The 21,439-nt window shown below is 72.5% G+C and carries 20 protein-coding genes and 3 tRNA genes; 12 read left to right on the top strand and 11 right to left on the bottom strand.

Annotated features, from left to right (window positions below; all coding sequences use genetic code 11):
- Positions 1–141: 141 nt before the first annotated feature.
- Entirely contained in the window at positions 142–2,019 is a 1,878-nt protein-coding gene (locus AB7F12_RS23690) for an acetate--CoA ligase (protein ID WP_428516861.1), read from the bottom strand.
- Positions 2,020–2,301: 282 nt separating this feature from the next.
- On the opposite strand from AB7F12_RS23690, the gene AB7F12_RS23685 reads away from it, so the two are divergent.
- The gene (locus AB7F12_RS23685; protein ID WP_428498232.1) at positions 2,302–3,639 is read left to right on the top strand and encodes a GDSL-type esterase/lipase family protein; all 1,338 of its coding nucleotides are present in this window, start codon (positions 2,302–2,304) and stop codon (positions 3,637–3,639) included.
- 1 nt (position 3,640) lies between these two features.
- Here AB7F12_RS23685 and AB7F12_RS23680 read toward each other — a convergent pair whose 3' ends face one another.
- From AB7F12_RS23680 to AB7F12_RS23670, 3 genes are read right to left on the bottom strand one after another with little or no spacing between them, the layout of a single operon-like run.
- Complete coding sequence (locus AB7F12_RS23680) at positions 3,641–4,054, bottom strand: hypothetical protein (protein ID WP_428498231.1); 414 nt, start codon at positions 4,052–4,054, stop codon at positions 3,641–3,643.
- Between the two features lie 28 nt (positions 4,055–4,082).
- Positions 4,083–4,304: a heavy-metal-associated domain-containing protein gene (locus AB7F12_RS23675; RefSeq protein ID WP_428498230.1), complete on the bottom strand. Its 222-nt coding sequence runs from the start codon at positions 4,302–4,304 to the stop codon at positions 4,083–4,085.
- A 36-nt stretch (positions 4,305–4,340) separates the two neighbouring features.
- Positions 4,341–4,646, bottom strand: a complete 306-nt coding sequence (locus AB7F12_RS23670) for a metal-sensitive transcriptional regulator (RefSeq protein WP_428498229.1) — start codon at positions 4,644–4,646, stop codon at positions 4,341–4,343.
- A gap of 281 nt (positions 4,647–4,927) precedes the next feature.
- Here AB7F12_RS23670 and AB7F12_RS23665 point away from each other — a divergent pair, with 281 nt between their 5' ends.
- From AB7F12_RS23665 to AB7F12_RS23645, 5 genes are all read left to right on the top strand, one after another.
- The gene (locus AB7F12_RS23665; RefSeq protein ID WP_428498228.1) at positions 4,928–5,161 is read left to right on the top strand and encodes a hypothetical protein; all 234 of its coding nucleotides are present in this window, start codon (positions 4,928–4,930) and stop codon (positions 5,159–5,161) included.
- 135 nt (positions 5,162–5,296) lie between these two features.
- Positions 5,297–5,369: transfer RNA gene (locus tag AB7F12_RS23660), tRNA-Glu, on the top strand.
- A 19-nt stretch (positions 5,370–5,388) separates the two neighbouring features.
- Positions 5,389–5,462: transfer RNA gene (locus AB7F12_RS23655), tRNA-Asp, on the top strand.
- Between the two features lie 35 nt (positions 5,463–5,497).
- Positions 5,498–5,571: transfer RNA gene (locus tag AB7F12_RS23650), tRNA-Phe, on the top strand.
- 184 nt (positions 5,572–5,755) lie between these two features.
- Positions 5,756–6,469 (top strand): hypothetical protein, encoded by a 714-nt coding sequence (locus AB7F12_RS23645; RefSeq protein WP_428517998.1) that lies wholly within the window; start codon positions 5,756–5,758, stop codon positions 6,467–6,469.
- Here the strand turns inward: AB7F12_RS23645 and AB7F12_RS23640 are convergent.
- From AB7F12_RS23640 to AB7F12_RS23620, 5 genes are all read right to left on the bottom strand, one after another.
- Positions 6,439–8,913, bottom strand: a complete 2,475-nt coding sequence (locus AB7F12_RS23640; RefSeq protein WP_428498226.1) for a glycosyltransferase — start codon at positions 8,911–8,913, stop codon at positions 6,439–6,441. The genes AB7F12_RS23645 and AB7F12_RS23640 overlap by 31 nt on opposite strands.
- The gene (locus AB7F12_RS23635) at positions 8,910–9,515 is read right to left on the bottom strand and encodes a hypothetical protein (protein WP_428498225.1); all 606 of its coding nucleotides are present in this window, start codon (positions 9,513–9,515) and stop codon (positions 8,910–8,912) included. The genes AB7F12_RS23640 and AB7F12_RS23635 overlap by 4 nt, the downstream gene beginning before the upstream one ends.
- A complete protein-coding gene (locus tag AB7F12_RS23630) occupies positions 9,512–10,486 on the bottom strand; it encodes a carbohydrate-binding protein CenC (protein ID WP_428498224.1) in 975 nt (324 codons plus the stop codon). The genes AB7F12_RS23635 and AB7F12_RS23630 overlap by 4 nt, the downstream gene beginning before the upstream one ends.
- 381 nt (positions 10,487–10,867) lie before the next feature.
- On the bottom strand, positions 10,868–13,054 hold the full coding sequence (locus tag AB7F12_RS23625; RefSeq protein WP_428498223.1) for a bifunctional polysaccharide deacetylase/glycosyltransferase family 2 protein: 2,187 nt from the start codon (positions 13,052–13,054) through the stop codon (positions 10,868–10,870).
- Positions 13,051–13,773 (bottom strand): hypothetical protein, encoded by a 723-nt coding sequence (locus AB7F12_RS23620; protein WP_428498222.1) that lies wholly within the window; start codon positions 13,771–13,773, stop codon positions 13,051–13,053. The genes AB7F12_RS23625 and AB7F12_RS23620 overlap by 4 nt, the downstream gene beginning before the upstream one ends.
- 687 nt (positions 13,774–14,460) lie before the next feature.
- On the opposite strand from AB7F12_RS23620, the gene AB7F12_RS23615 reads away from it, so the two are divergent.
- Positions 14,461–15,066: a hypothetical protein gene (locus tag AB7F12_RS23615; RefSeq protein WP_428498221.1), complete on the top strand. Its 606-nt coding sequence runs from the start codon at positions 14,461–14,463 to the stop codon at positions 15,064–15,066.
- 12 nt (positions 15,067–15,078) lie between these two features.
- Here AB7F12_RS23615 and AB7F12_RS23610 read toward each other — a convergent pair whose 3' ends face one another.
- Positions 15,079–15,561: a MarR family winged helix-turn-helix transcriptional regulator gene (locus tag AB7F12_RS23610; RefSeq protein WP_428498220.1), complete on the bottom strand. Its 483-nt coding sequence runs from the start codon at positions 15,559–15,561 to the stop codon at positions 15,079–15,081.
- A 55-nt stretch (positions 15,562–15,616) separates the two neighbouring features.
- Here AB7F12_RS23610 and AB7F12_RS23605 point away from each other — a divergent pair, with 55 nt between their 5' ends.
- Both AB7F12_RS23605 and mftR read left to right on the top strand, forming a co-directional pair.
- Positions 15,617–15,994 carry a cupin domain-containing protein gene (locus AB7F12_RS23605; RefSeq protein WP_428498219.1) on the top strand — a complete coding sequence of 126 codons (378 nt, stop codon included), beginning with the start codon at positions 15,617–15,619 and terminating at the stop codon, positions 15,992–15,994.
- A gap of 32 nt (positions 15,995–16,026) precedes the next feature.
- Positions 16,027–16,638, top strand: coding sequence for a mycofactocin system transcriptional regulator (gene mftR, locus AB7F12_RS23600; protein WP_428498218.1), 612 nt, complete (start codon positions 16,027–16,029; stop codon positions 16,636–16,638).
- Positions 16,639–16,874: 236 nt separating this feature from the next.
- On the opposite strand, the gene AB7F12_RS23595 is transcribed toward mftR, so the two are convergent.
- On the bottom strand, positions 16,875–17,561 hold the full coding sequence (locus AB7F12_RS23595) for a hypothetical protein (RefSeq protein ID WP_428498217.1): 687 nt from the start codon (positions 17,559–17,561) through the stop codon (positions 16,875–16,877).
- Positions 17,562–18,664: 1,103 nt separating this feature from the next.
- On the opposite strand from AB7F12_RS23595, the gene AB7F12_RS23590 reads away from it, so the two are divergent.
- The 3 genes from AB7F12_RS23590 to AB7F12_RS23580 all read left to right on the top strand — a co-directional run bounded on the left by AB7F12_RS23590 (position 18,665) and on the right by AB7F12_RS23580 (position 21,361).
- Positions 18,665–18,868, top strand: a complete 204-nt coding sequence (locus AB7F12_RS23590; RefSeq protein WP_098961216.1) for a cold-shock protein — start codon at positions 18,665–18,667, stop codon at positions 18,866–18,868.
- 404 nt (positions 18,869–19,272) lie between these two features.
- Positions 19,273–19,800 carry a bifunctional DNA primase/polymerase gene (locus AB7F12_RS23585; RefSeq protein ID WP_428498216.1) on the top strand — a complete coding sequence of 176 codons (528 nt, stop codon included), beginning with the start codon at positions 19,273–19,275 and terminating at the stop codon, positions 19,798–19,800.
- Positions 19,801–20,152: 352 nt separating this feature from the next.
- Entirely contained in the window at positions 20,153–21,361 is a 1,209-nt protein-coding gene (locus AB7F12_RS23580; protein ID WP_428498239.1) for a DUF445 domain-containing protein, read from the top strand.
- Positions 21,362–21,439 lie beyond the last annotated feature (78 nt).

Genomic DNA, 21,439 nt, shown 5'->3' with positions numbered 1-21,439 from the left:
CCGGTGGACGCGATCCCGTGCGGGCCCAGGATCGTGACTGCCCATCCGTCGCGGCAGGGTGTGTCGTTACCGGATCCGCGAGATTGGGCCGAACGACGAGCCACTTCCCGCCGTTCGGTCCAGTGTCGTCACGCGCTGTCGTCAGTCCCGGCGCAGGACGGGCCGGAGCGCGTCGAGCACGTCGGCGCTCTCGATCGTGCTGGGCACCGGCTCGTCGTGGCCGTCGGCGATCCCGCGCATCGTCTTGCGCAGGATCTTTCCCGACCTGGTCTTCGGCAGGGCCGCGACGACGGCGACGTCCTTGAGCGAGGCGACCGCCCCGATCTGGTCGCGCACCAGCTGGACGAGCTCTGCCCGCAGCTTCTCCTCGTCCGGTTCGACGCCTGCCTTCAGGACGACGAACCCGCGCGGGATCTGGCCCTTCATGGTGTCCGCGACCCCGATGACGGCGCACTCGGCGACGTCGGGGTGGCTCGCGAGGACCTCCTCCATGGAGCCCGTCGACAGCCGGTGCCCGGCGACGTTGATGACGTCGTCGGTGCGGCCCATGACGTAGACGTAGCCCTCGCCGTCGATGTTGCCGCCGTCGCCGGTGAGGTAGTAGCCGTCGAAGGCGGCCATGTAGGACTGGACGAACCGCTCGTCGTCGTTCCACAGGGTCGGGAGCGCGCCGGGCGGCATCGGCAGCTTCACGACGATCGCGCCGTCGGTCCCCGCGTCGACCGGCTTGCCCGCGGTGTCGAGCACCTGGACGTCCCAGCCGGGCAGCGGACGGGTCGGCGAACCGGGCTTGACCGGAAGCAGCTCGATCCCGGCGGGGTTGGCGACGATGGGCCAGCCCGTCTCCGTCTGCCACCAGTGGTCGATCACCGGGATGCCCAGGGTGTCGGACGCCCAGTGGTAGGTCTCCGGGTCGAGGCGCTCACCGGCGAGGAAGAGGTACTTCAGGCTGGAGACGTCGTACTTCGGCAGGTGCTCGGCGTTCGGGTCCTCCTTCTTGATCGCCCGGAACGCCGTCGGTGCGGTGAACAGGCTCTTCACCTTGTGATCGGCGACCACGCGCCAGAACTGGCCGGCGTCGGGTGTCCCGACGGGCTTGCCCTCGTAGAGGATCGTCGTCGCGCCGGCCAGCAGCGGCGCGTAGACGATGTAGGAGTGCCCGACGACCCACCCGACGTCGGACGCGGTGAAGATCGTCTCGCCGGCGTCGACGGCGTAGACGTTGGGCATCGACCAGGCCAGTGCGACCGCGTAGCCGCCGCCGTCGCGCACGACGCCCTTGGGCTTCCCGGTCGTGCCGGAGGTGTAGAGGATGTAGAGCGGGTCGGTCGCCTTCACCGGCACCGGGTCGGCCGGGGCGGCGGCGGCCATGGCCTGCACCCAGTCGACGTCGTTCGGGCCCATGTCGGCCGACACCTGGGGCCGCTGCAGGATCACCTGCTTCGCGGGCTTGTGTTCGGCGAGCTCGATCGCCTTGTCCAGCAACGGCTTGTACTCGATGATGCGCTTGCCCTCGATGCCGCACGAGGCGGACACGATGACGGTCGGGGTGGCGTCGTCGATGCGGACGGCCAGCTCCTTGGGCGCGAACCCGCCGAAGACCACCGAGTGGACGGCGCCGATCCGCGCGCACGCGAGCATCGCGACGGCGGCCTCGGGGACCATCGGCATGTAGACGACGACCCGGTCGCCGACGCCGACACCCAGGCCCGCGAGGACCCCGGCGAAGCGGGCGACCTCGTCGCGCAGCTCCGAGTAGGTGTAGGTCCGCCGGGTCTGTGTGACGGGCGAGTCGTAGATCAGCGCGGCCTGGTCACCCCGGCCGGCGTCGACGTGGCGGTCCAGCGCGTTGTGCGCGACGTTGAGCTCACCGTCGGGGAACCACCGGTAGAACGGCGGGTTCGACGAGTCGAGCGCCCGCGTGGGCTCGACGTGCCAGTCGAGCGCCCCTGCCGCGTCCAGCCAGAAGCGCTCCGGGTCCTCGACGCTCGCCCGGAAGATGTCGTCGTACGCGCCCACCTGCGGTCCTCCTCGACTCGCCCTGTCTGCTCGCCGACCCTAGTCGCGCGGCGCGCTCGTGGCCGTCCTGCCCGACCGCCGGATCAGGTCTGCGTGGTGACAACAGGTGATCACTCGATCGGACCACTCACTCCACCGAGGGATCTCTCGTTCCATTCTTCGTAACGGTCTGCACGGCACTCGAAAGGGTGACGGACGGGGAGGTCACGGCAGATCCCGGTGCGGCGATAAGCCGGGCGACGTGTCCCGCACGAGCGGGGCGACGGACGACGAGGAGACGGTGTGCGGGCAGCGACGAACGGGTCCCGCGCACGCTCGCGTCTCGTCGTCGCGGCCGTCGTGCTCGTCACCGCCGTCGCCGGACTCGTCGTCGTGGGGACGGTCCGGGGGGTCTCGCAGGCCGCCGCGGGACAGGAGCCCGCCGACGATCCCGCCTGCGGCCCCACCTGGGTCACCGCGTGGCAGACCAGCCCGCAACCGGGTCCCGACGTCGACGCCGCGGGCGGCCGGTTCGGCGGCCGCACCCTGCGGATGGTGGTCCACCCGCAGTCGACCGGCTCGGAGATCCGGGTCCGGTTGTCCAACCGCTACGGGCGGGGCCCGCTCCCGGTGGCCGCGGTCTCCGCGGCCACGACGGGAACCGGTGCCGGGGTGCGCGGGGGCGCACTCCGGCCGGTCCTGTTCGGCGGCCGCCCGGACGTGACGATCCCCGCGGGGGCGGAGATCGTCAGCGACCCGGTGCCGTTCGTCGCGCAGGCGGGTCTGCCCGTCTCGGTCAGCGCCTACCTCCCGCAGGAACCCGACCGGGTGGCCACCCATCCGGTGGCGCTGCAGACCTCCTGGATCAGCGATCCCGGCAACCACGTCGACTCGGCGTCGGGCGCGGCGTTCTCCCCGGTCACGGCCTGGTTCGTCGTCACCGGCCTCGACGTGCTCGCCCCGCGCGCCGAGCACGCCGTCGTCCTCGTCGGCGACTCGATCACCGACGGGGTCGGCAGCGACCCCGGTGAGGACGACCGCTGGTCCGACGCCCTGTCGCGGCGCCTCGGCGCCGCGGGCGGCGCCGCCCGGATGTCCGTGCTCAACGCCGGCATCTCCGGCAACCAGCTGATCGCCGACGCGTTCGGCGTCGGCGACTCCCCCTCCACCCGCTTCCGGTTCGACGTCGCCGCCGCGGCCGGCGTCACCGACGTCGTCCTGCACATCGGCACCAACGACATCGCCGAGGGCCGCACCGCCGACCAGCTCCAGGCGGGCCTCGTGCGCTTCGCCGACCAGGCCCGCGCCGCCGGACTGCGCGTCTTCCTCACGACGATCACGCCCTCGCGCACCGGTCCGCGCGCCACCGCCGCCGCGCAGGCCACGCGTCGTGACGTGAACGCCTGGGTGCTCGCGCAGGGCCCCGCGCACGCCGACGGCGTCTTCGACTTCGCGGCCGCCGTCGCCGACCCCGCCCGGCCCGACCGCCTGGAGTCGTCCTACGACGCCGGCGACGGCCTGCACCTCTCGGCGGCCGGCTACCGCGCGCTCGCCGGGGCCGTGCACCTCGACCGGCTCACCGGCAGCCCCTGCCTCGCCGGTGACGGCGCGTCGTCGGTCGTGGTGTCGGGCGGGCGCTGAGCTACTGCCGGCGGCGGCGGAAGGGTGCGCGCCGCCGGCCCCGCGGCTCGTCGACGACCCGTGCCAGCGGTCCCGTCGGCAGGTCCTCGCGGTCGAGCCGCTCCACGACCCAGTCGAGCGCCAACGCGCCCGGCGACACCCCACGCTCGGCCGCCAGCCGGCGCAGCTGCTCGACCTGCAACGGGGTCAGCCGCAGCTGGAAGACCTGCGCGCCGCCGAACTTCCCCGTCGACTCGGTGAGGCCCTCCGTCACCTCCGGTGCCAGCGCGGCCAGGTAGGAGTCGATCTCGTGGTCCTGGGGGACGGGGCTGTCGTCCTGGCTGCGGGCGCGAGCGTTGCGCGCCGCGGCGCGGCCGGACGAGCGGGACGAGGCCGCCGGGGCCCGGTGCCGGGAACGCTCGCCGTCGGTGGCCATGACGGCGAGCGTAGGGCCCGCGGGGGGCTCAGCTCGCGAGCGTGTAGCCCGCCTCGGTGACCGCGGCCTCGATCTCGGCGAGCGGCAGCTCGCGGTCGCTCGTGATCGTCACCAGGCCCGTCGACAGGTCCACCTCGACGCCGCGGACGCCGTCGACCTCCCCGACCTCCTCCTGCACCGACGCGGTGCAGTGCCCACAGGTCATGCCGCTGACGACGACGTCGGTACGGAACGGTGCCTCGATGCTCATGGCTCTCCTTGCAAGAACGTGTACTCGGGTGGAACGTCAGGAACGGACGAGCCGGGCGATCGCTGCGGCCGCCTCCTGGACCTTCGCCTCGCCCTCCTCGTCGCCGGTCCTGGCCGCCTCGACCAGGCATCCCGACATGTGCTCGGTGAGCAGCTCGAGCGCGAACGACTGCAGCGCCCGGGTCGCCGCGGACACCTGCGTCAGCACGTCGATGCAGTACGTGTCCTCGGTGACCATCCGCTGCAGACCCCGGACCTGTCCCTCGACGCGACGCAGGCGACGCAGATGCGCCTCGCGGTTGTCGGTGTACGAGGGCGTGCCCTTCTCCATGGACGCAGACATTCGGCCTCCCCGGCTGCTTGCCCCGAGCATACCGGGAGGGGGTACGAACTCGCCGCCGTGGCGCCGCGTCCTGTGACGCACCGTCGATCTCGTCCCTCACCCGGGCAGCGGCATGCACCGGCCGCGCGCGATCGGTAACGTCTTGGTCACGGCCACGGGGGTGGCCGTCAGGTGCCGATGCTGTGCGTGCCGGCCTGGCCGCGCCGGGTGACCGGATGGGGGCGGGGCGGTCCGTTGCATGCCCACGGCACCGCGGGCACGGTGGAACGGGGGAGACGTCGATGACCATCGGGAGCGCACGGCGGGAGATCGGTGACGTGCGACAGGGCGGCACCGGGTCCATCCCGGGCCCGCGGACCGCCGCCGACGCCTACCGCGTCTCCGACGACCAGGTCCACAAGGCCCGGCTCGTCGTCGCCGAGAACTCCGAGGACTCCGAGGACCTCCGCCTGCTGCTCGACATGCTCGGCCTGATCTCCGCCACTCCCGACCAGCCGCCGCCCGTCAGTCGCTGACGGCGGATCCGGTCCCTGAGCTGCGAGGACAGGATCATTGGGGGGTGGGTGAAAGCGGGTGCGGGGGGCTGTCGTAAGCTTTTGAAGCTCCCAACGGACAGCCGTTGGAGGCCAGGACACCGCCTGCGGGGTCCAGCCCCCATCGTCTAGCGGCCTAGGACTCCGCCCTTTCAAGGCGGCAGCGCGGGTTCGAATCCCGTTGGGGGTACGGTAGTCGCAGTAAGCAAGGCCCAGTGGCGCAGTTGGTTAGCGCGTCGCCCTGTCACGGCGAAGGTCGCGGGTTCGAGTCCCGTCTGGGTCGCTCCACTCTCCGGTTCCCGGCGTTGCCGGCGGCCAGGCCAGGTAGCTCAGTTGGTACGAGCGTCCGCCTGAAAAGCGGAAGGTCGGCGGTTCGACCCCGCCCCTGGCCACACCTTCTCGCCGGCGGACTCTCCCGATCGGCCTCGTCCGCCAACTCGTTCCCGAGTCCGACGTGACCCCGGTTCGATCATCGACTGATTCCCTCCCCGGTGAACTCCGCGGTTCTGCCGTGCCCCGGCGCTGACCCCCTATCGGGTGATGGGCGCTGCGGACGACCTGGTTGGATCGGTCGCGATGACGGGAGCAGACGGACGTCGACGCCATCGTGCCGGCCCGGCCGCCGCACGGGTCGTCGTGCTGGCATGTGCCCTGCTCCTGGCCGTGGCCTGCGGGTCCGAGGAGCTCCCCCTGCCGGCGGTCCCGTCCTCCGCGGTGACCACGGCGGTGACCACGGCCCCCCCACCGCCGCCCACGACGTCGGTCACCGGGACGGCGTCCGCGACCCGCAGCACGACGTCCGCGCCCCCGGTGACGCGGCCGCGGACGACGGCCCCGGCGGCGCCGGCAGCGCCGGTCGGGCCCGCGGGCAGGCCGTTCAGCACCGAGATCACCTTCTACTCGGCCTACGACAACGACCCGCCGGGCAGCCGCGCGATCGCCCACCCCAACGCACGCCACTCGCAGGCGGGCGGCACCGGCACGTACGCCGATCCACTGACCCTCGCGAGTGACACCCGGGAGATCGCCCTCGGCACGATCGTCTACGTCCCGTTCGTGAAGAAGTACTTCGTGATGGAGGACGACTGCGCCCAGTGCATCTCCGACTGGGGCAGCGGCAAGATCCCCCACCTGGACCTGTTCATGCCCAACGGGAACGACGACAACGTCACGGCCTGCCAGGAGAAGCTGACGCCCGGCGGGCGCGTCACCGTCGAGCTGAACCCACCGGCCGGCAGGGCCGTGTCGTCGAACCCGCTCTACTCCGGCGGACGCTGCTTCTCCGGCTGACCGCCCACCCCGACCGGCGTTCCGCGCTCCGGCGCGCGCGGGCTGCGCACCTCGACGGTGCCCTGCTCGGCGTCGGCGAAGGTCCGGGCGGCCGGGACCACCGGGAGCCTGGTCGTCGGCAGCTCCGCCGGTGACCGCCGCATCGCGGGGATCACCGAGGTCATGGGCGCGGCGTCGGCGCGACGGTGCCGGGGGTGCGGCACCGGTGCGGGCCGCCGGTGCGCGCCGGTGGGCGTGGGTCGACGCGGGTCCGGGAGGGACGGAATCGCCGCGGGCCGCACCGGAGCCACGACGTTGGAGACGGCGCCGTCGCGGTTCTGCGTCGGCACGTTCTCGAAGCGTCCGATGCGGCGCAGCTTCTGCCAGCCCAGCCGGATACCCGTGAGCGCCGCCGACACCGACTGGATCAGCACCGCGTACATGAGTTGGCGGTACACGAACTGTTGCAGCGGGAGCAGCCACAGGATGCGCATCTTCTCGCGCTCCAGCCGGAACGCGACGATGCCCGCCACCGTCTGGATGGCCAGGACCGAGCCCCACAGCACGAGCGTGCGGACGGTGTCGTCGAAGATCAGGCCGTAGACGAGCAGGATGTCGATCAGCGGCGCGATCAGCGGCAGTGCCACCTGGAACACGCCGAGGTTGAGCAGTCCCCGCCGGGCGTACCGGCCGGCCGCGCCGCGGTTGCGCAGCGCGCCGCGGTGCTTCCACAGCGACTGGATCGTGCCGTAGCTCCAGCGGTAGCGCTGCCGCCACAGCTGCCCGAACGTCGACGGTGCCTCGGTCCAGGCCCGGGCCCGCTCCTCGTAGACGACGCGCCACCCGGCGATCCCGAGGGCCATGGTCAGGTCGGTGTCCTCGGCGAGCGTGTCGTCACTGACGCTGCCGACAGCGAGCAGGGCCGTCCGGCGGAACGCCCCGACCGCGCCGGGGACCGTCGTGATGCAGCCGAAGACGTCCTGCATGCGGCGGTCGAGGTTGAAGCCGATCACGTACTCGATGTGCTGCCAGCGCGTCACCAGGCTCGTGCGGTTCGCAACCTTCGCGTTGCCCGCCACCGCGCCCACCTTCGGGTCGGCGAACGGCTGGGCGAGCAGCCGCGCGGTGTCCGGCTCGAAGATCGTGTCACCGTCGAGCATGATCACGATGTCATACGAGGCCGCGCGGACCCCGTTGTTCAGCGCGGCGGGCTTGCCGGCGTTGGCCTGCCGGATCAGCCGCACGCCGGGGATGGCCAGGGCCTCGACGATGTCGGCGGTGCCGTCGGTGGAGCCGTCGTCGACGACGATGATCTCGACGGGATGGTCGCTCGCCGCGACGGAGCGCAGGGTCGCGGCGATGCACTCCTTCTCGTTGTAGGCAGGGATGATCACCGACACGGGATCGGTGACGGGCGGCAGCGTCGGGGTCGTGACGGCGCGGCGGGCGCGTCGCGTGTGGACGATCGCGACGGCCAGGATCAACACGAGCCGTGCGATCACGAGGAGCCCCAGCACCAGCAGCGCGATCTCGAACATGCGCACGAACCAGGTCGCGACGCTGACGCTCGTGACCAGGCCCCAGCCGAGGTTGCGGTCGCTCGTCGACGCCGCCTGGTCGGCGGGTGGGAGCCCGACGCCCTTGCTGACGGTCGTGAACGTGTAGCCCTGCGCCTTCAGTTCGGGGATCAGCCGCTCCAGCGCGGCGACGGTCTCCGAGCGGTCGCCGCCGGCGTCGTGCATCAGGATCGCGCCGCCCGCGCCGTTCTTCGGCGTGCCCGCGGCCACGATCGAGTCGACGCCCTTGCGCTCCCAGTCGAACGTGTCGATGTCGGTGAACGCGGCGACGAGACCGCGGTCGCCGAGCTGGCGCACGACCTCGAACTGGTTGTTGTCCAGGGCCAGCGTCTCCGACGAGTACGGCGGCCGGATGAGATAGCTGACCTGCCCGGTCGCGCCCGCGATGACGAGCTGGGTCTGGTCGATCTCGCGTGTGAGCCGGTCCTGCGACACCGTCGTCAGGTCGGGGTGGGTGAACGTGTGGATGCCGATCTCGGAACCCTGGTCGACCATGTCGCGCAACAGGTCCGGGTGCTGGGCGCCCAGCGATCCGAGTACGAAGAACGTCCCCGGGACGTTGTTGCGCTCCAGCACGTCGAGGATCTGCGGCGTCCACGTCGGGTCGGGGCCGTCGTCGAACGTGAGCGCCACCGTCTTCGACGGGTAGCCGATGCCGTGGATCTGGCCGTTCGTCGCGTCCACGACCGAGCCGCCGTCGAGGACGGACGCGGGCACCTTGTCGACGGCGGCGCGCGGCGCCTGCCGGTCGGCGTCCGCCCCGACCTTCGGGTTGACCCAGCCGTTGAGGGCGAGGACGGACGCGATCATCGCGACCGCGATCGCCAGCAGGAACCATTTGGGCTTGGGGATGCGCCCGCGGCGGGATGCGCGTTCGGGGCTGCTCACGACGCCGCCGTGGGGCCGGTGCCCGTTCCTGTTCCGGTGCCGCCTCCGGTGCCGCCGCCCCCGGTGCCGCCCCCGGTCGTGCCGCCTCCGGTGCTGCCGCCTCCCGTGGTGCCGCCCCCGGTCGTGCCGCCCTCGGTGCCACCGGCACCGCGGCCGCGACGGGTGGTCGTCGGTGCGCTCGAGGTCGTCGGCGGTGCCGAGGCCGAGGGCGCGGTCGAGGCCGTCGGTGCCACAGCCCGCTGCACACCCTCGCCCAGCGGGGCGACGGGCTTCGCCGGCGCCCGGGTGGGCTGTGCCTCGCCGTCGTGCGCCTCCAGGATCCCGGCGGTCCCGGGGTCGCCGCCGGCGACGGTGCCCAGCCCGGGCAGCGGCAACAGCGGTGTCTCCTGGTGCGCGGCGAGGCTCACGCCGACGACGCCCATGTAGAGGGCGCACACCGTGCCGCCGACATAGGCGGCGACCTTGATGCGCCGGCGGCGCCTGCCGGTCCCGTCGACGAACACGGGGCCGCCCGGCCGGATGACAGTGGTCGCCTCCACGGCGGACCCGTCGGCGGCGCCACCGACCGTCGGGAGGACAACGGTCGACTCCACGTCGTTCATGACCCGTTCCGTCCGTTCATGGCCGTGGGAGCACTCGCGGCGTCCCGGAAGAGCTTGGTGAAGGCGAAGTCCGGCTGCTCGACCCCGCTGCAGTCGTAGCGGGCTCCGGTCGCGCCGGGGCAGCCGCCGTTGTCGCGGGTGAGCGACCACAGCCGCACGTCGTGGACCCCGAGGCCGGGCAGCGTCGAGGCGAGGGTGCGGGCGTCGTCGAGCGTGGTGACGGGGCCGGTGTCGTTGCGGCCGATCATCACGGTGACCGCGAGACCCTCGGGCCTCGGCGTGATCGCGTCGACCTGGGCGCGGACGGCGCCGGTGGCGTCGGTCATGGCCTGCAGCCACGAGCCGTCGTAGCGGAAGTTCATGACCATCGCGTTGACCTCGAACCGCACCCCGGCGGCGGCGACGGCGCGAGCGACAGTGAGCGCCCGGGAGTCGAGCCCGCGGGTGGCGTCCGAGACCTGCAGGGTGAGGCTCACGTCGACGTCGCGGCCGGCCTGCAGGGTGTGCAGCGCGTCGGCGACCCGGTCGACGTCCACGTCGGCCTCGATGTCGACGTCGAGACGGGTGGAACGCACCGCGTCGAGGAGTGTCCCGTAGGCGTCGGCGAGGTCGGTCGACGTCGTGCACGCGTTCTCGAGGTACTCGCCGGTCGCCCCGCCGGTCGCCGCGGTCACCCTGCCGCCGCGGTCGCGCAGCCGGTCGAGCTGGGCGAGGAGGGCAGGGTCGTCGACGGCGACGAGGCCGCCCCAGGAGGGTGCGCAGTCGCCGTCGGTCGCGAGCCCGAAGGCCAGCGCGACGTCGTTTCCCGCTCCCGCGTCGGACATGGCGGTGATCGGGGGCGTCGAGGCCGAGACGTCGACGTAGGGGGTCACGGCGGCGCCGGCGGGCAGCGGTGACGACGTGCCGGCGGTGACGGTGGGCGGCGGCGATCCGGAGGAGCATCCGGTCAGGGCGCCGACGAGCAGCGCCATACCGACAAGACCCGCAGTGACCACGCTCCGTGGCACTGATTGCCTCCGGTCAGGGTATTGACGCCCGTTTTCGGGCGATTTCGGCTGATATAGGGTGATCTCCCGAGCACCGTGGAACGTCGGTCCTCGCGTGATCGTGGAGCCCGCCTGGCTGTCGGGTCCGTGGAGATGTCGCGTCCTCACCATTCGACGTTACGGCAGGTAGAGACCGCCTCTGCGGGCGGCTGTCCTTCCAGGGCGAACGGTCGGACCGCTCCCGCGTGGGACGTTCGGGAGCCCTGGAGGTTGCCTGGGAAGGCATGTGAGGCTCGCGCCGGAGGGTGACCGATCAATGATGGTTACGCCGGACGGGGTAAAGAGTGTGCATCGGCCGTGGCGGGGCTATGCGGGCCGCCCGGTGGGCTGCTCCACGGGACCCGCGGCCAGCGCGCGTTCCCGGTCCTCGGTCGGGACGGTCTCGAACTGGCCGAGCCTGCGCAGCTTCTGCCAGCCCAGCCGGATGCCGGTGACGGCCGTCGAGACCGACTGGATGAGCACGGCGTACATCAGCTGCCGGTAGGCGAACTGCTGCAGGGGCAGCAGCCACAGGATGGCCGCCTTCTCGCGCTCGAGCCGGAACGCGACGACGGCGGCGAGCGTCTGCGCAGCCAGCACCGCGACCCAGACGGTGAGGGTGCGCACGACGTCGTCGAAGATCAGGCCGTAGACGAGCAGGATGTCGATCAGCGGCGCGATCAGCGGCAGCGCCACCTGGAAGATGCCGACGTTGAGCAGCCCACGGCGGGCGTAGCGACCCGACGCACCGGTCCCGCCGACGGCGCGGCGGTGCTTCCACAGGGACTGGATCGTGCCGTAGCTCCAGCGGTAGCGCTGCCGCCACAGCTGCCCGAACGTCGAGGGCGCCTCGGTCCAGGCCCGGGCCCGCTCCTCGTAGACGACGCGCCACCCGGCGATCCCGAGGGCCATGGTCAGATCGGTGTCCTCGGCGAGCGTGTCGTCGGAGACCCCGCCGACGTCGAGCAGGGCGGTCCGGCGGAACGCCCCGACCGCGCCGGGGACCGTGGTGATGCAGCCGAAGACGTCCTGCATGCGGCGGTCGAGGTTGAAGCCGATCACGTACTCGATGTGCTGCCAGCGCGTGACGAGGCTCGTGCGGTTCGCGACCTTGGCGTTGCCGGCGACGGCCCCGACCTGCGGGTCGATGAACGGCTGGGCCAGGAGACGGACGGTGTCGCGCTCGAAGATCGTGTCGCCGTCGAGCATCACGACGATGTCGTGCATCGCCGCCCGGACCCCGGTGTTCAGCGCGGCGGGCTTGCCGGCGTTGGCCTGCCGGATCAGCCGCACGCCGGGGATGGCCAGGGCCTCGACGATGTCGGCGGTGCCGTCGGTGGAGCCGTCGTCGACGACGATGATCTCGACGGGATGGTCGCTCGCCGCGACGGAGCGCAGGGTCGCGGCGATGCACTCCTTCTCGTTGTAGGCGGGCACGACGACCGAGACCGGTGTGGTCACCGGCGTCACCGAGGGGGTCCGCGCCGCGCGCCGGGACCGTCGCGCGTGCACCACGGCGACACCCAGGACCAGCACGAGCCGGGCGATGACGAGCAGGCCCAGCACGAGCAGGGCCAGCTCCATCAGCCGGACGATCCACGTGGCCACCCCGACGCCCGTCACCAGACCGAGGCCGAGGTTGTGGTCGCTCGCCGATGCGGGCTGGTCGGCCGGTGGGAGCCCGACGCCCTTGCTGACGGTCGTGAACGTGTAGCCCTGCGCCTTGAGCTCGGGGATGAGGACGTCGAGCGCGGCGACGGTCTCCGAGCGGTCGCCACCGGCGTCGTGCATGAGGACGGCGCCGCCGGCCCCGTTGGCGGGCGTCGAGGCCGCGACGATCGCGTCGACGCCCTTGCGCTCCCAGTCGCGGCTGTCGACGTCGGTGAAGGCCGTGACGAAGCCCTGGTCGCCGAGCTCGCGGACGATGTCGAACTGGCTGTTGTCCAGCGCGGTGACCTCGGAGGAGTACGGCGGTCGGACGAGGTAGCTGACCTGCCCGGTGGCTCCGGCGATCGCGAGCTGGGTCTGGCTCAGCTCACGGGCCATCCGGGCCGGTGAGACCGTCGTCAGGTCGGGGTGGGTGAAGGTGTGCAGGCCGATCTCCGAGCCGGACGCGACGATGTCGCGCAGCAGCTCGGGGTGCTGGGCACCGAGCGACCCGAGGACGAAGAACGTGCCGGGGACGTTGTTGCGCTCCAGGACGTCGAGGATCTGCGGCGTCCACTCGGGATCGGGGCCGTCGTCGAAGGTCAGCGCGAGTGTCTTCGACGGGTAGCCGAGACTGCGGAGCCTGCCGCCGGTGGTGTCGACGACCGAGCCGCCCTGCACCACCGACAGCGGCACCCGGTCCTCAGCGCCGTGCGGGGCCTGCCGCTCGGCGTCGGTACCGACCTTCGGGTTGACCAGCCCGTTCAGGGCGAGGACCGATGCGACCATCGCCATCGCGACGAGGAGGAACACCCATTTCGGGCGCGGCACGCGCCTGCGCCCGAGGAGCCGGCCGGGGGCGCTCACGCCGGGCTGCCCTCGGCGACGGTCGACGTGGGGACGGGCTCGGTGGTCGGCGGATCGGTGACCGGGGGAGGCGGCGGCGGGTCGCTCGTCACGGGAGGCGGAGGTTCGTGGGTGACCGGCGGCGGTGGGTCGACCGGGTCGGGGGGCGGTGGATCGGTCTGCCCGGACCCGGTCGGCGGATCGGTCGGGTCGGGGGCGCCCTCGCCGGCGGCCGGCGGTGCAGGGTCGGCCGGGACCGTGGGCGGTGGCGCGGGCGGCGTGGTTCCCGGCGCGACGACCGGCGGGACCGCGGGAGGTACGACGGGGGCGGCGGGCGGTGGGGCGACGAGCGCGGGGACGAGCGCGGGGACGACTGCGGGGGCGGGGGCCAGCGCGCCCGCCGACGCGACCGGCGCGATCGCCCGCGCCAGCACCGTGCCCAGCGGCACCAGCGGCGGGGTCGCGGCGTGCGGCACATCGGGGTCGGCAATCCGCTGTGCGTCGAGGATCCCGGCCGATCGGGGATCTCCCGCAGCGATCGGGCCGGACCCGGGCAGTGCGAACAGGGTCGTCTCCTGGTGTGCGGCGAGGCTGGCGCCGACGACCGCCATGTAGGCCGCGCACGCCGATGCCGCGACGTAGGCGACGCGCTTGACACGCTTGCGGCGCCTGCCGGTGCCGTCGACGAAGACCGGACCGCTGCCGTGCCCGGCAGTCGTGGGTTCCGTGTCGCCGTTCATGTCACTTTCCGTTCCGTTCGTGGCCCTGGGGAGCGCCGACGGCGTCTCCACGTGTCTGGGCGCGCTCGCTCGGAGGGCGACGCGCAGTAGCGTCCACTTGCCTCCGAACAGAGTAATGGTCATTCATCTGGGCGAAATGTGTACTTGTGCCCGATGGCCCGCGTCGTCGGTCTCGATCCCCGCCTGGGCCGCCCCCGAGTCCGCCCCTCCAGCGCACTCGACGACGATTTCGGCGCCGGACCCCTCGGCGTTACAGCAGCTAGATGCGATCTTGTGCGCCGTGCCGTCCGGAGCGGTGTCCTGGAGCGGACATGCCGGACCGGTGCGCCGAACGGTCGAGGGAGTTGTGGCGCGGTGTCGGACGCCCATGACGGAAAGTGATGGTTTCTCGTAAGGTGCGCCGAACGGAGCAATGAGGGCACTTCGGCTCTCGTCGACCGGCGGTGACCCTGGGTGCAGCGACCCGCGGCAGCGTCCGGCCGTGCACGGCACCTGTGTGTTCGGATGGCATCCTGCCCGGTGTGAACTGTCGGCCCGGCCCGTCCGTGATCGTGGTGTGGGCGACCGCGGTGCGGGGAAGCGACCGTGGGGGGTGTGACCGTGGTGGCGGGGAGGCAGCGGTGAGAGGGGGACGGCGGTGGCGAGGAAGACGGTCGTGGACGACCCCGGCGAACGGTGCATGACGCAATGAGCTCGACCCGGAACCAGCGGCCGGCCCGTGCCCGGCTCCGGGCCGGTAGCGGCTTGGTCGCGGCGCTGGTCGTCGGCCTGGTCGTCGCGGGCTGCTCGGCAGGAGGTGACCAGCCCGCCACGCCGGGCGGCCCGGCCACGTCGGCCGCCCCGCCGGCCCCGACCCGGACCTATGCCGCCGCGCAGGTGCAGGCGCTCGTCACGTTCTACGCGGCCGTCGACAACGATCCGCCCGGCAGCACCGACATCGCGTACCCGTCCGACCGGCACCGCACCGCGGGTGGCAGCGGCACGTTCGACGACCCCGTCACGATGGCCACGGACGTCCGTGAGATCCCCGTGGGCGGCATCGTCTACTCGCCGAAGCTGCAGCGCTACTTCGTCATGGAGGACGACTGCGCGCCCTGCATCGAGGAGTGGGGTGCGACGAAGAGGGCCCACGTCGCCTTCTGGATCGGCGGCGGGACCGATGCGCGGGTGACCGCGTGCGAGGACTCGCTGACCTCCGGGCGGCCGGTGATGCTCCAGTACGACCCGCCGCCGGGCCTGCCCGTCGACACCCGGCCGCTGTATGCCAACGGGAAGTGCTGGCCCGCGACCTGAGCCGGACAGCGGTCAGCGGGCGAACCAGCCGGGCGAGTCGAGGCCGGAACCGACGTCGGGGGCCAGGGCGCGGAGGGCCGTCTCGAAGGCGGGCATGTCGTCGCCGATGCCGGCGGCCCGGGCGTCGCGGAGGCGCTCGAAGATCTCCGCGGACAGGGCGAGCATCTCGTGGCCGCGCGGGGTGATCGTCACGATCTTGCGACGGGCGTCGCCCGGGTCGCCGTCGCGGCGGGCGTAGCCGCGGTCGACGAGGGCGTCGATCGTCTTGCCCGCCGCCTGCTTGCTGACGCCGAGCCTGTCGCCGAGCTCGACCGCCGTGACGCCGTCGGGGCCGATGGCCTGCAGTGCGAAACCGTGCAGGGGGCGGGCGTCGTGGTGTCCGCGGTCGGCGAGCTCGGTGTGCAGGTCGTCGACGAGGTCGCGGAAGGCGGCGAGCAGCCGCAGGGCGAGCTCGGCGCCGCTCATCGGCACGTGCGCCGCGGGCCTGGACGACATCGACAACCTCATTTACTGTATTCGACAACGTTGTTGTCCATCATAGGAGGTTCCGATGCAGGTCGTACGCAGCGGAGAGGTCCGCCGCACCGAGACACCCAACGCCGTCATGACGACGTTCGCCTCACCCAGCCTCGGCGGCGCGGGTCACGCCCTCTGGCAGGTCGAGATGAGGCCCGGGGCGAGCGGGCCCGACCACGCCATGGACGTCGAACAGATCTGGCGGGCCGTCGCGGGCGGCGCGACCGTCCACCTCGACGGCGCCGACGACGTGCCACTCGCGCCCGGCGACACCGTCGTGCTGCCCGCCGGGGTCGTGCGCCGCATCGTCGCCGACGCCGACGCCGGCTTCACCGCCGTCGTCACCGGAGCCGGCGGGGCCCACGCCCTCGTCGCCGGGGCGGAGCCCGTCGTTCCCGCCTGGATCGCATGATCCGTTCCGGGGCCACGTGACATGCTGTGACGATGTCCGCTGTCGCCGACGAGGGGACCCGCCGCGCGGGTCGCCGGCCGGTCACGTCGCGCTTCGAGATCGAGCACATCGCGCTCGACCTCTTCGCGGAGCGTGGCTTCGACGCCACGACCGTCGAGGACATCGCCCAGGCCGCCGGAATCGGCCGGCGCACCTTCTTCCGCTACTACGCCTCGAAGAACGACGTGCCGTGGGGCGCCTTCGACGAGCAGCTCACCCGGATGCGGGCCACCTTCGCCGCGCTCGCGCCCGACGTTCCGGTCATGACGGGAATCCGCGAGGTCGTACTCGACTTCAACGACGTCGCGCCGGAGGAGCAGCCATGGCACCGCCAGCGGCTGCGGCTGATCCTCGGCACGCCGACCTTGCAGGCCTACTCGACGCTGCGGTACGCCGCGTGGCGCCAGGTCGTCGCCGACTACGTCGCCGCTCGGCTCGGCACCTCACCCGAGGAGCTCGTCCCGCTGACGGTGGGGCACGCGAGCCTCGGGGTCGCCCTCGCCGCCTACGAGACGTGGCTGACCGGCGACGACGATCTGCGTGACCTGCTCGACAAGGCCTTCCGGGCCCTGGAGTCGGGCCTCGTCCCGGGGACGTTCGACTGAGGCCCGACGCTCACAGGGCGTCACCGGTGCCACCGCATCGTCGACACGACATGACGATGCGGGGTGCGCGCTCACGCGTCGCACCCCGCACCGGTTCTCCGGGACCCGGACGGAATTCAGGGCCGTTTGTCGGCCGGAATCGGGGGGCGTGGGAATCACGGCCGATCTGTCCGGCCCTGCTGTTCGGTCCTTTCCGCCGGGTCCCGGACGAATTCGGGACCCGAATTCGGGAAACGTCAGCTCGCAGTGCCGGCGTCGGCGGGCAGAGCGGGCGTGTCGGCCGGAAGGGCAGGGGTGTCGGCCGGGGCGGCCGGCACCGCGGGAACGTCGGTCGGCACCGCGGGAACGTCGGTCGGCACCGCGGGAACGTCGGTCGGCACCGCGGGAACCGCCGGCACGGCCGGCGCCGCGGGGACGTCGGCGGGCACACAGGGCACCGCGGGGACGTCGGTGGGGACGGCCGCGGGAAGGGCGGGGACAGCGGCCGGAACGGCCGGGACCGCGGGGACGGCCGGGACGTCGGCGGGGACGCAGGGGACGTCGGTCGGGACGGCCGGGACCGCCGGGAGATCGGTCGGAGCAGCGGGAACGGCCGGGAGCTCGGGGGCCGACGGCACGGGTGGCAGCGGCGGCAGCTGGTCGGCGGCCTGCGGGACGACGTCCGGGGTGTCGACGGGCAGCGGCACGGCAGGAACGGCAGGAACGGCCGGCAGCGGGACGATGCCGCCCACGAGGCCCGGCACGAGGCCCTGAACCGTCACGAGGACGCCGTTGAGGAGCGAGCCGAGCGGGGTGACGGGAACGGCGGGGACGACCGGCACGGCCGGCACGGCCGGGATCTGTTCGGTCGCGGCCGAGGCGACTCCCGAGCCGAGCACGAGTGCGGTGCAGCCCGTCGCAACGGCGACGATCGAGGCGGCCAATCTACGCGAGCGCACTGTTCCTCCAGTGAAGTGCGGGGGACGAGTTCGCCGAAATGATGCGTCGCAGTGCTGTCCGCGGACAGGGGTGCTCGTGGGTGCCGCCGCGAATTCACACAGAACATGCTCACTGAACGCAACGACATGGAATCTGAACCCCTGGACGGCGGTCCCCCGAAAGGAGGGTGGGGGCCGTTAAGGGATGGGCACGCCGCGCGACCCGCCGGTCGTCGCCGTCCGGATCGGGTAGTGATCACCCGTCGGCGTACGAGTTGGGCGAGATCGCCACGATGGGATGACGATGTGACCTACGGTCACCGGCGTGACGGCAGTGACCACCATCGGTGACCAGGCCACTCCGTCACACGCCGACCGATCTCCCGTCGTCCGGTGCCGGCGTTCGAGCCCGGCTCGACGCAGCAGGTGACCACCGGCGGGCCGGTGCCGCGCAAGGTCGGCCGGGGCGCCGGGGCCCCGACCACTCCCGCGTCCCGGGCCGTCAGGGGAGACGGGCTACGCCGAGACCGCCCGGTCGGCGGCGATACCGGTGGCACCGCGGTCTCTCCGCGATCCGGCGCCTCACGCCCGGCCGCAAAGCAGGTGGCTCGGACAGGACTCGGCCTGCTCCATGGCGAAGTGCTCGACGTACGCCGGGTCCCCGCCCGCGAACGGGGTGCACGCCCGCCCCGTCCGGCGTACCAGGGCACGGCGACCTACGACGCCCGCCGCCCTCGACGCGCCGGGCCCCGGCTCGACACTCACGCCGAAGCCGCTGGTCGACAACCAGAAGATCCCGTTCCTCGGCCTCCGGGGTGACCCCGAACCCGGCGTCGCCGGTCCGGTCCGGAGCCGGCGCGCGGTCGGCCGGTGGGGGTCGACCGACGACCTGCGGCGTGTCGACGACCGCGTCCGTCGTCGCAGATCACACCCTTGCGTGATAGGTTCCCGCGCGGTTGCAGTCGTGTTTTCCTCGATCGTTGTGAAGCGTGCGTGGAGAGTGACGGTGAGCTTCGCCGACGTCGAGGAGCAAACCTCCCATGTCGGTGTCGCGCAGCCTCCGGTCGGCACGGTGTCGTCCGGATTCGCTTCACGTGTGGGAGAAACGCATGCCGCAGGGCACCGTCAAGTGGTTCAACGCCGAAAAGGGTTTCGGCTTCATCGCCACCGACGACAACGGACCGGACGTCTTCGTCCACTACTCCGCCATCCAGTCGGACGGCTTCCGGACCCTCGAGGAGAACCAGCGGGTCGACTTCGAGGCCAGCCAGGGCGCCAAGGGCCCGCAGGCCGACTCGGTCCGCCCCATCTGACCGTCCAGCTCCACCCGGCCCCCTGAGGGCCGCACCACGATGCCGGTGTCCCCGACGGGACGCCGGCATCGTCCGTTCCCGGGCTGTCCGCCCGCCGCCCGACGGCTGTCGGGCCGCGAGGTTGCGTCGCCACCACGACAGTGTCGGGTGGAACCGGCGAGCGGAACGACGACCGGTCGGGCCTCGAACGGAGTAGCCGCCGACCCGCCCGCCCGGACCGGTGGCCCGTCGACGATCGGTCGCCGCGAACCGTTCGCGGACACGATGATCCGCTCGTCTCGGGAGTGGGCTCGGTCACCGCCGGCGGGGTTTCCTCGCGTTCCCGATGACGCATCCTTGCGTTGCACCACATGTCAGACGGCGCCGCGCAGGCGCCACATCGAGGATCGGCAGGAGGACGGACGATGTCGCGGTGGGACAGCTACCGGGCCGTGTACGGCGCGGAGCTGAGGGCAGCCGCCCGCGAGTACGCGGACCACGGATGGCCGTTGATTCCCGGGACGGGCACGGACGTACTGCTGGCCACCGGTGAGGCGCTCGACGTCGTGGAGGTGCCGGCCGAGCTCGGCCGCCGCGTCTGCGCGACGCTGCGCGACCGCGGGCTCGTCGTCCCCGTGGCGGCCACCACGAACGACACGTGGTGGTTCCCCATGACGGCAGGCTTCGGGTTGCCGCCGGAGGTGAGCCTGCACGCCGACGTCGTGCTGCACACCGACGGCATCGGCGTCGTCGCGCCGCCGAGCGAGCGGCCCGACGGGTGGGTGCACTGGCGCGTCGCCCCGGGTCTCACCGGCTACGCCGTGCCGGACGCCGCATTTGTGATCGACGCCGTCACCGCCGCGGTGCGGTGGCGTGCAGCAGGAGGCGACGAGCAGCCGGGTGCCCAGCGGCCCGCAGCAGCCGTCGCCAGAGGAGCGCGGTACCGGTCCTGACCGGAACCCGCGAGCCGCGCCCGGCTCGCGTCCCGATGCAGCGGATGTCGCTCCGCGCCGGGACGTCCGGGTGCACAGGGTGTGCGGCGCCCGGGGAAGCACTTCTTCCCCGGCGCGCTGCCCCCAACCCCCACAGCGTGACCGGGGCCGGCGGAACACCGGCGGCCCCGGTCAGAGCCAGGGTGATCCCCGGCAGCCGCGACACCCGCCGCGCGGGCACTATGTAGACGTGACGACCGAGCAGGAGCAGCGTGCGCTGCCCGCCCCCACACCCCGCGCCACCGACGCGCGCGTGCCGCTGGCGGCGTTCGGGCCCATCGACGACGACATCAAGCGCCGCGACCTGCGCCGGATGAAGCTTGTCGCCACCGGGTTCCTCGTCGGCGCCACGATCATCTTCCTCGTGGGCCGATACCTGGAACTCCACGTCGGCACCGGCTGGGGCTACATGCGCTCGGCAGGCGAGGCCGGCATGGTCGGCGCGCTCGCCGACTGGTTCGCCGTCACCGCGCTGTTCCGCCGGCCGCTGTCGCTGCCGATCCCGCACACCGCGATCATCCCCACGAAGAAGGACCAGATCGGCGGGAGCCTCGGCGACTTCGTCGGCGAGAACTTCCTCTCCGAGGCCGTGGTGCGGGACAAGCTCGAACGCGTCGGCATCTCCTCGCGGGTCGCGTCCTGGGTCTCCCAGCCCGCCAACGCCGACCGCATCACGGCCGAACTGTCGACGGCGGCGCGCGGCATCGTCACCGTCCTGCGCGACGAGGACGTCCAGGACGTCATCGAGCAGGTCCTCGTCCGCAAGCTGCTGGAGAAGCCCATCGGGCCGCCGCTCGGCAAGATCCTCGAGGGGATCCTCTCCGACGGCTCGCACCGCCGCCTCGTCGACCTGGTCTGCGACCGCGCCTACGACTGGGTCACGGCGAACCAGTCGACGGTGCTGCGCGTCGTCCACGAGCGCGCCCCCGGCTGGACGCCGCGGTTCGTCGACGAGATGTTGGCGGACAAGGTTTTCTCCGAGGTGCAGAACTTCGCATGGGCGGTCAAGACCGACCCCGAGCACCCCATGCGCAAGGCCGTCGACACGTTCCTCGTCGAGTTCGCGGGTGACCTGCAGAACGACGAGGCCACCATCGCGCGGGCCGAGCAGATCAAGCAGCAGGTCGTGGACCACCCCGACGTGCAGGCCTTCATCGGGCAGGCGTGGAGCACCGTGAAGCGGATGATCCTCGACGCCGCCGACGACCCCTCCAGCGCCCTGCGTACCCGGGTGCGTGACGGCATCCTGTCGTTCGGGCACCGGCTGGAGAACGACCCGGAGCTGCGCGGCAAGATCGACGGCTGGGTCGCCGACGCCGCCGGCTACGTCGTGCGGCACTACCGCGGCGAGATCACCACGCTGATCACCGACACCGTGGCCCGCTGGGACGCGGAGGAGACCTCCCGCAAGATCGAGCTGCAGGTGGGGCGCGACCTGCAGTTCATCCGGATCAACGGCACCGTCGTGGGTGCGTTGGCGGGGCTGGTCATCTACGCGGTCTCGCAGCTGATCTTCATCTGACGGCGGCCGCGCAGGATCGCCGGGCCCGGTCCGGCGCGCGGGGGTGCGGTGGGCTGGCTTCGCCACCGGGCGCAACCG

The organism is Pseudonocardia sp., assembly GCF_050250275.1.
Taxonomy (GTDB): Bacteria; Actinomycetota; Actinomycetes; order Mycobacteriales; family Pseudonocardiaceae; genus Pseudonocardia.
Note: the sequence above shows the minus strand (reverse complement) of the source record. Positions and strands in the feature narration are given on the sequence as shown.

Coding starts and splice junctions, on each gene's coding strand:
- AB7F12_RS23615 (WP_428498221.1), top strand. CDS start 14,461: ATGAGCTCGACCCGGAACCAGCGGCCGGCCCGTGCCCGGCTCCGGGCC.
- AB7F12_RS23610 (WP_428498220.1), bottom strand. CDS start 15,561: ATGTCGTCCAGGCCCGCGGCGCACGTGCCGATGAGCGGCGCCGAGCTC.
- AB7F12_RS23580 (WP_428498239.1), top strand. CDS start 20,153: ATGAAGCTTGTCGCCACCGGGTTCCTCGTCGGCGCCACGATCATCTTC.
- AB7F12_RS23620 (WP_428498222.1), bottom strand. CDS start 13,773: ATGAACGGCGACACGGAACCCACGACTGCCGGGCACGGCAGCGGTCCG.
- AB7F12_RS23605 (WP_428498219.1), top strand. CDS start 15,617: ATGCAGGTCGTACGCAGCGGAGAGGTCCGCCGCACCGAGACACCCAAC.
- AB7F12_RS23645 (WP_428517998.1), top strand. CDS start 5,756: ATGACGGGAGCAGACGGACGTCGACGCCATCGTGCCGGCCCGGCCGCC.
- AB7F12_RS23635 (WP_428498225.1), bottom strand. CDS start 9,515: ATGAACGACGTGGAGTCGACCGTTGTCCTCCCGACGGTCGGTGGCGCC.
- AB7F12_RS23680 (WP_428498231.1), bottom strand. CDS start 4,054: ATGGCCACCGACGGCGAGCGTTCCCGGCACCGGGCCCCGGCGGCCTCG.
- AB7F12_RS23585 (WP_428498216.1), top strand. CDS start 19,273: ATGTCGCGGTGGGACAGCTACCGGGCCGTGTACGGCGCGGAGCTGAGG.
- mftR (WP_428498218.1), top strand. CDS start 16,027: ATGTCCGCTGTCGCCGACGAGGGGACCCGCCGCGCGGGTCGCCGGCCG.
- AB7F12_RS23630 (WP_428498224.1), bottom strand. CDS start 10,486: ATGGCGCTGCTCGTCGGCGCCCTGACCGGATGCTCCTCCGGATCGCCG.
- AB7F12_RS23670 (WP_428498229.1), bottom strand. CDS start 4,646: ATGTCTGCGTCCATGGAGAAGGGCACGCCCTCGTACACCGACAACCGC.
- AB7F12_RS23590 (WP_098961216.1), top strand. CDS start 18,665: ATGCCGCAGGGCACCGTCAAGTGGTTCAACGCCGAAAAGGGTTTCGGC.
- AB7F12_RS23675 (WP_428498230.1), bottom strand. CDS start 4,304: ATGAGCATCGAGGCACCGTTCCGTACCGACGTCGTCGTCAGCGGCATG.
- AB7F12_RS23665 (WP_428498228.1), top strand. CDS start 4,928: ATGACCATCGGGAGCGCACGGCGGGAGATCGGTGACGTGCGACAGGGC.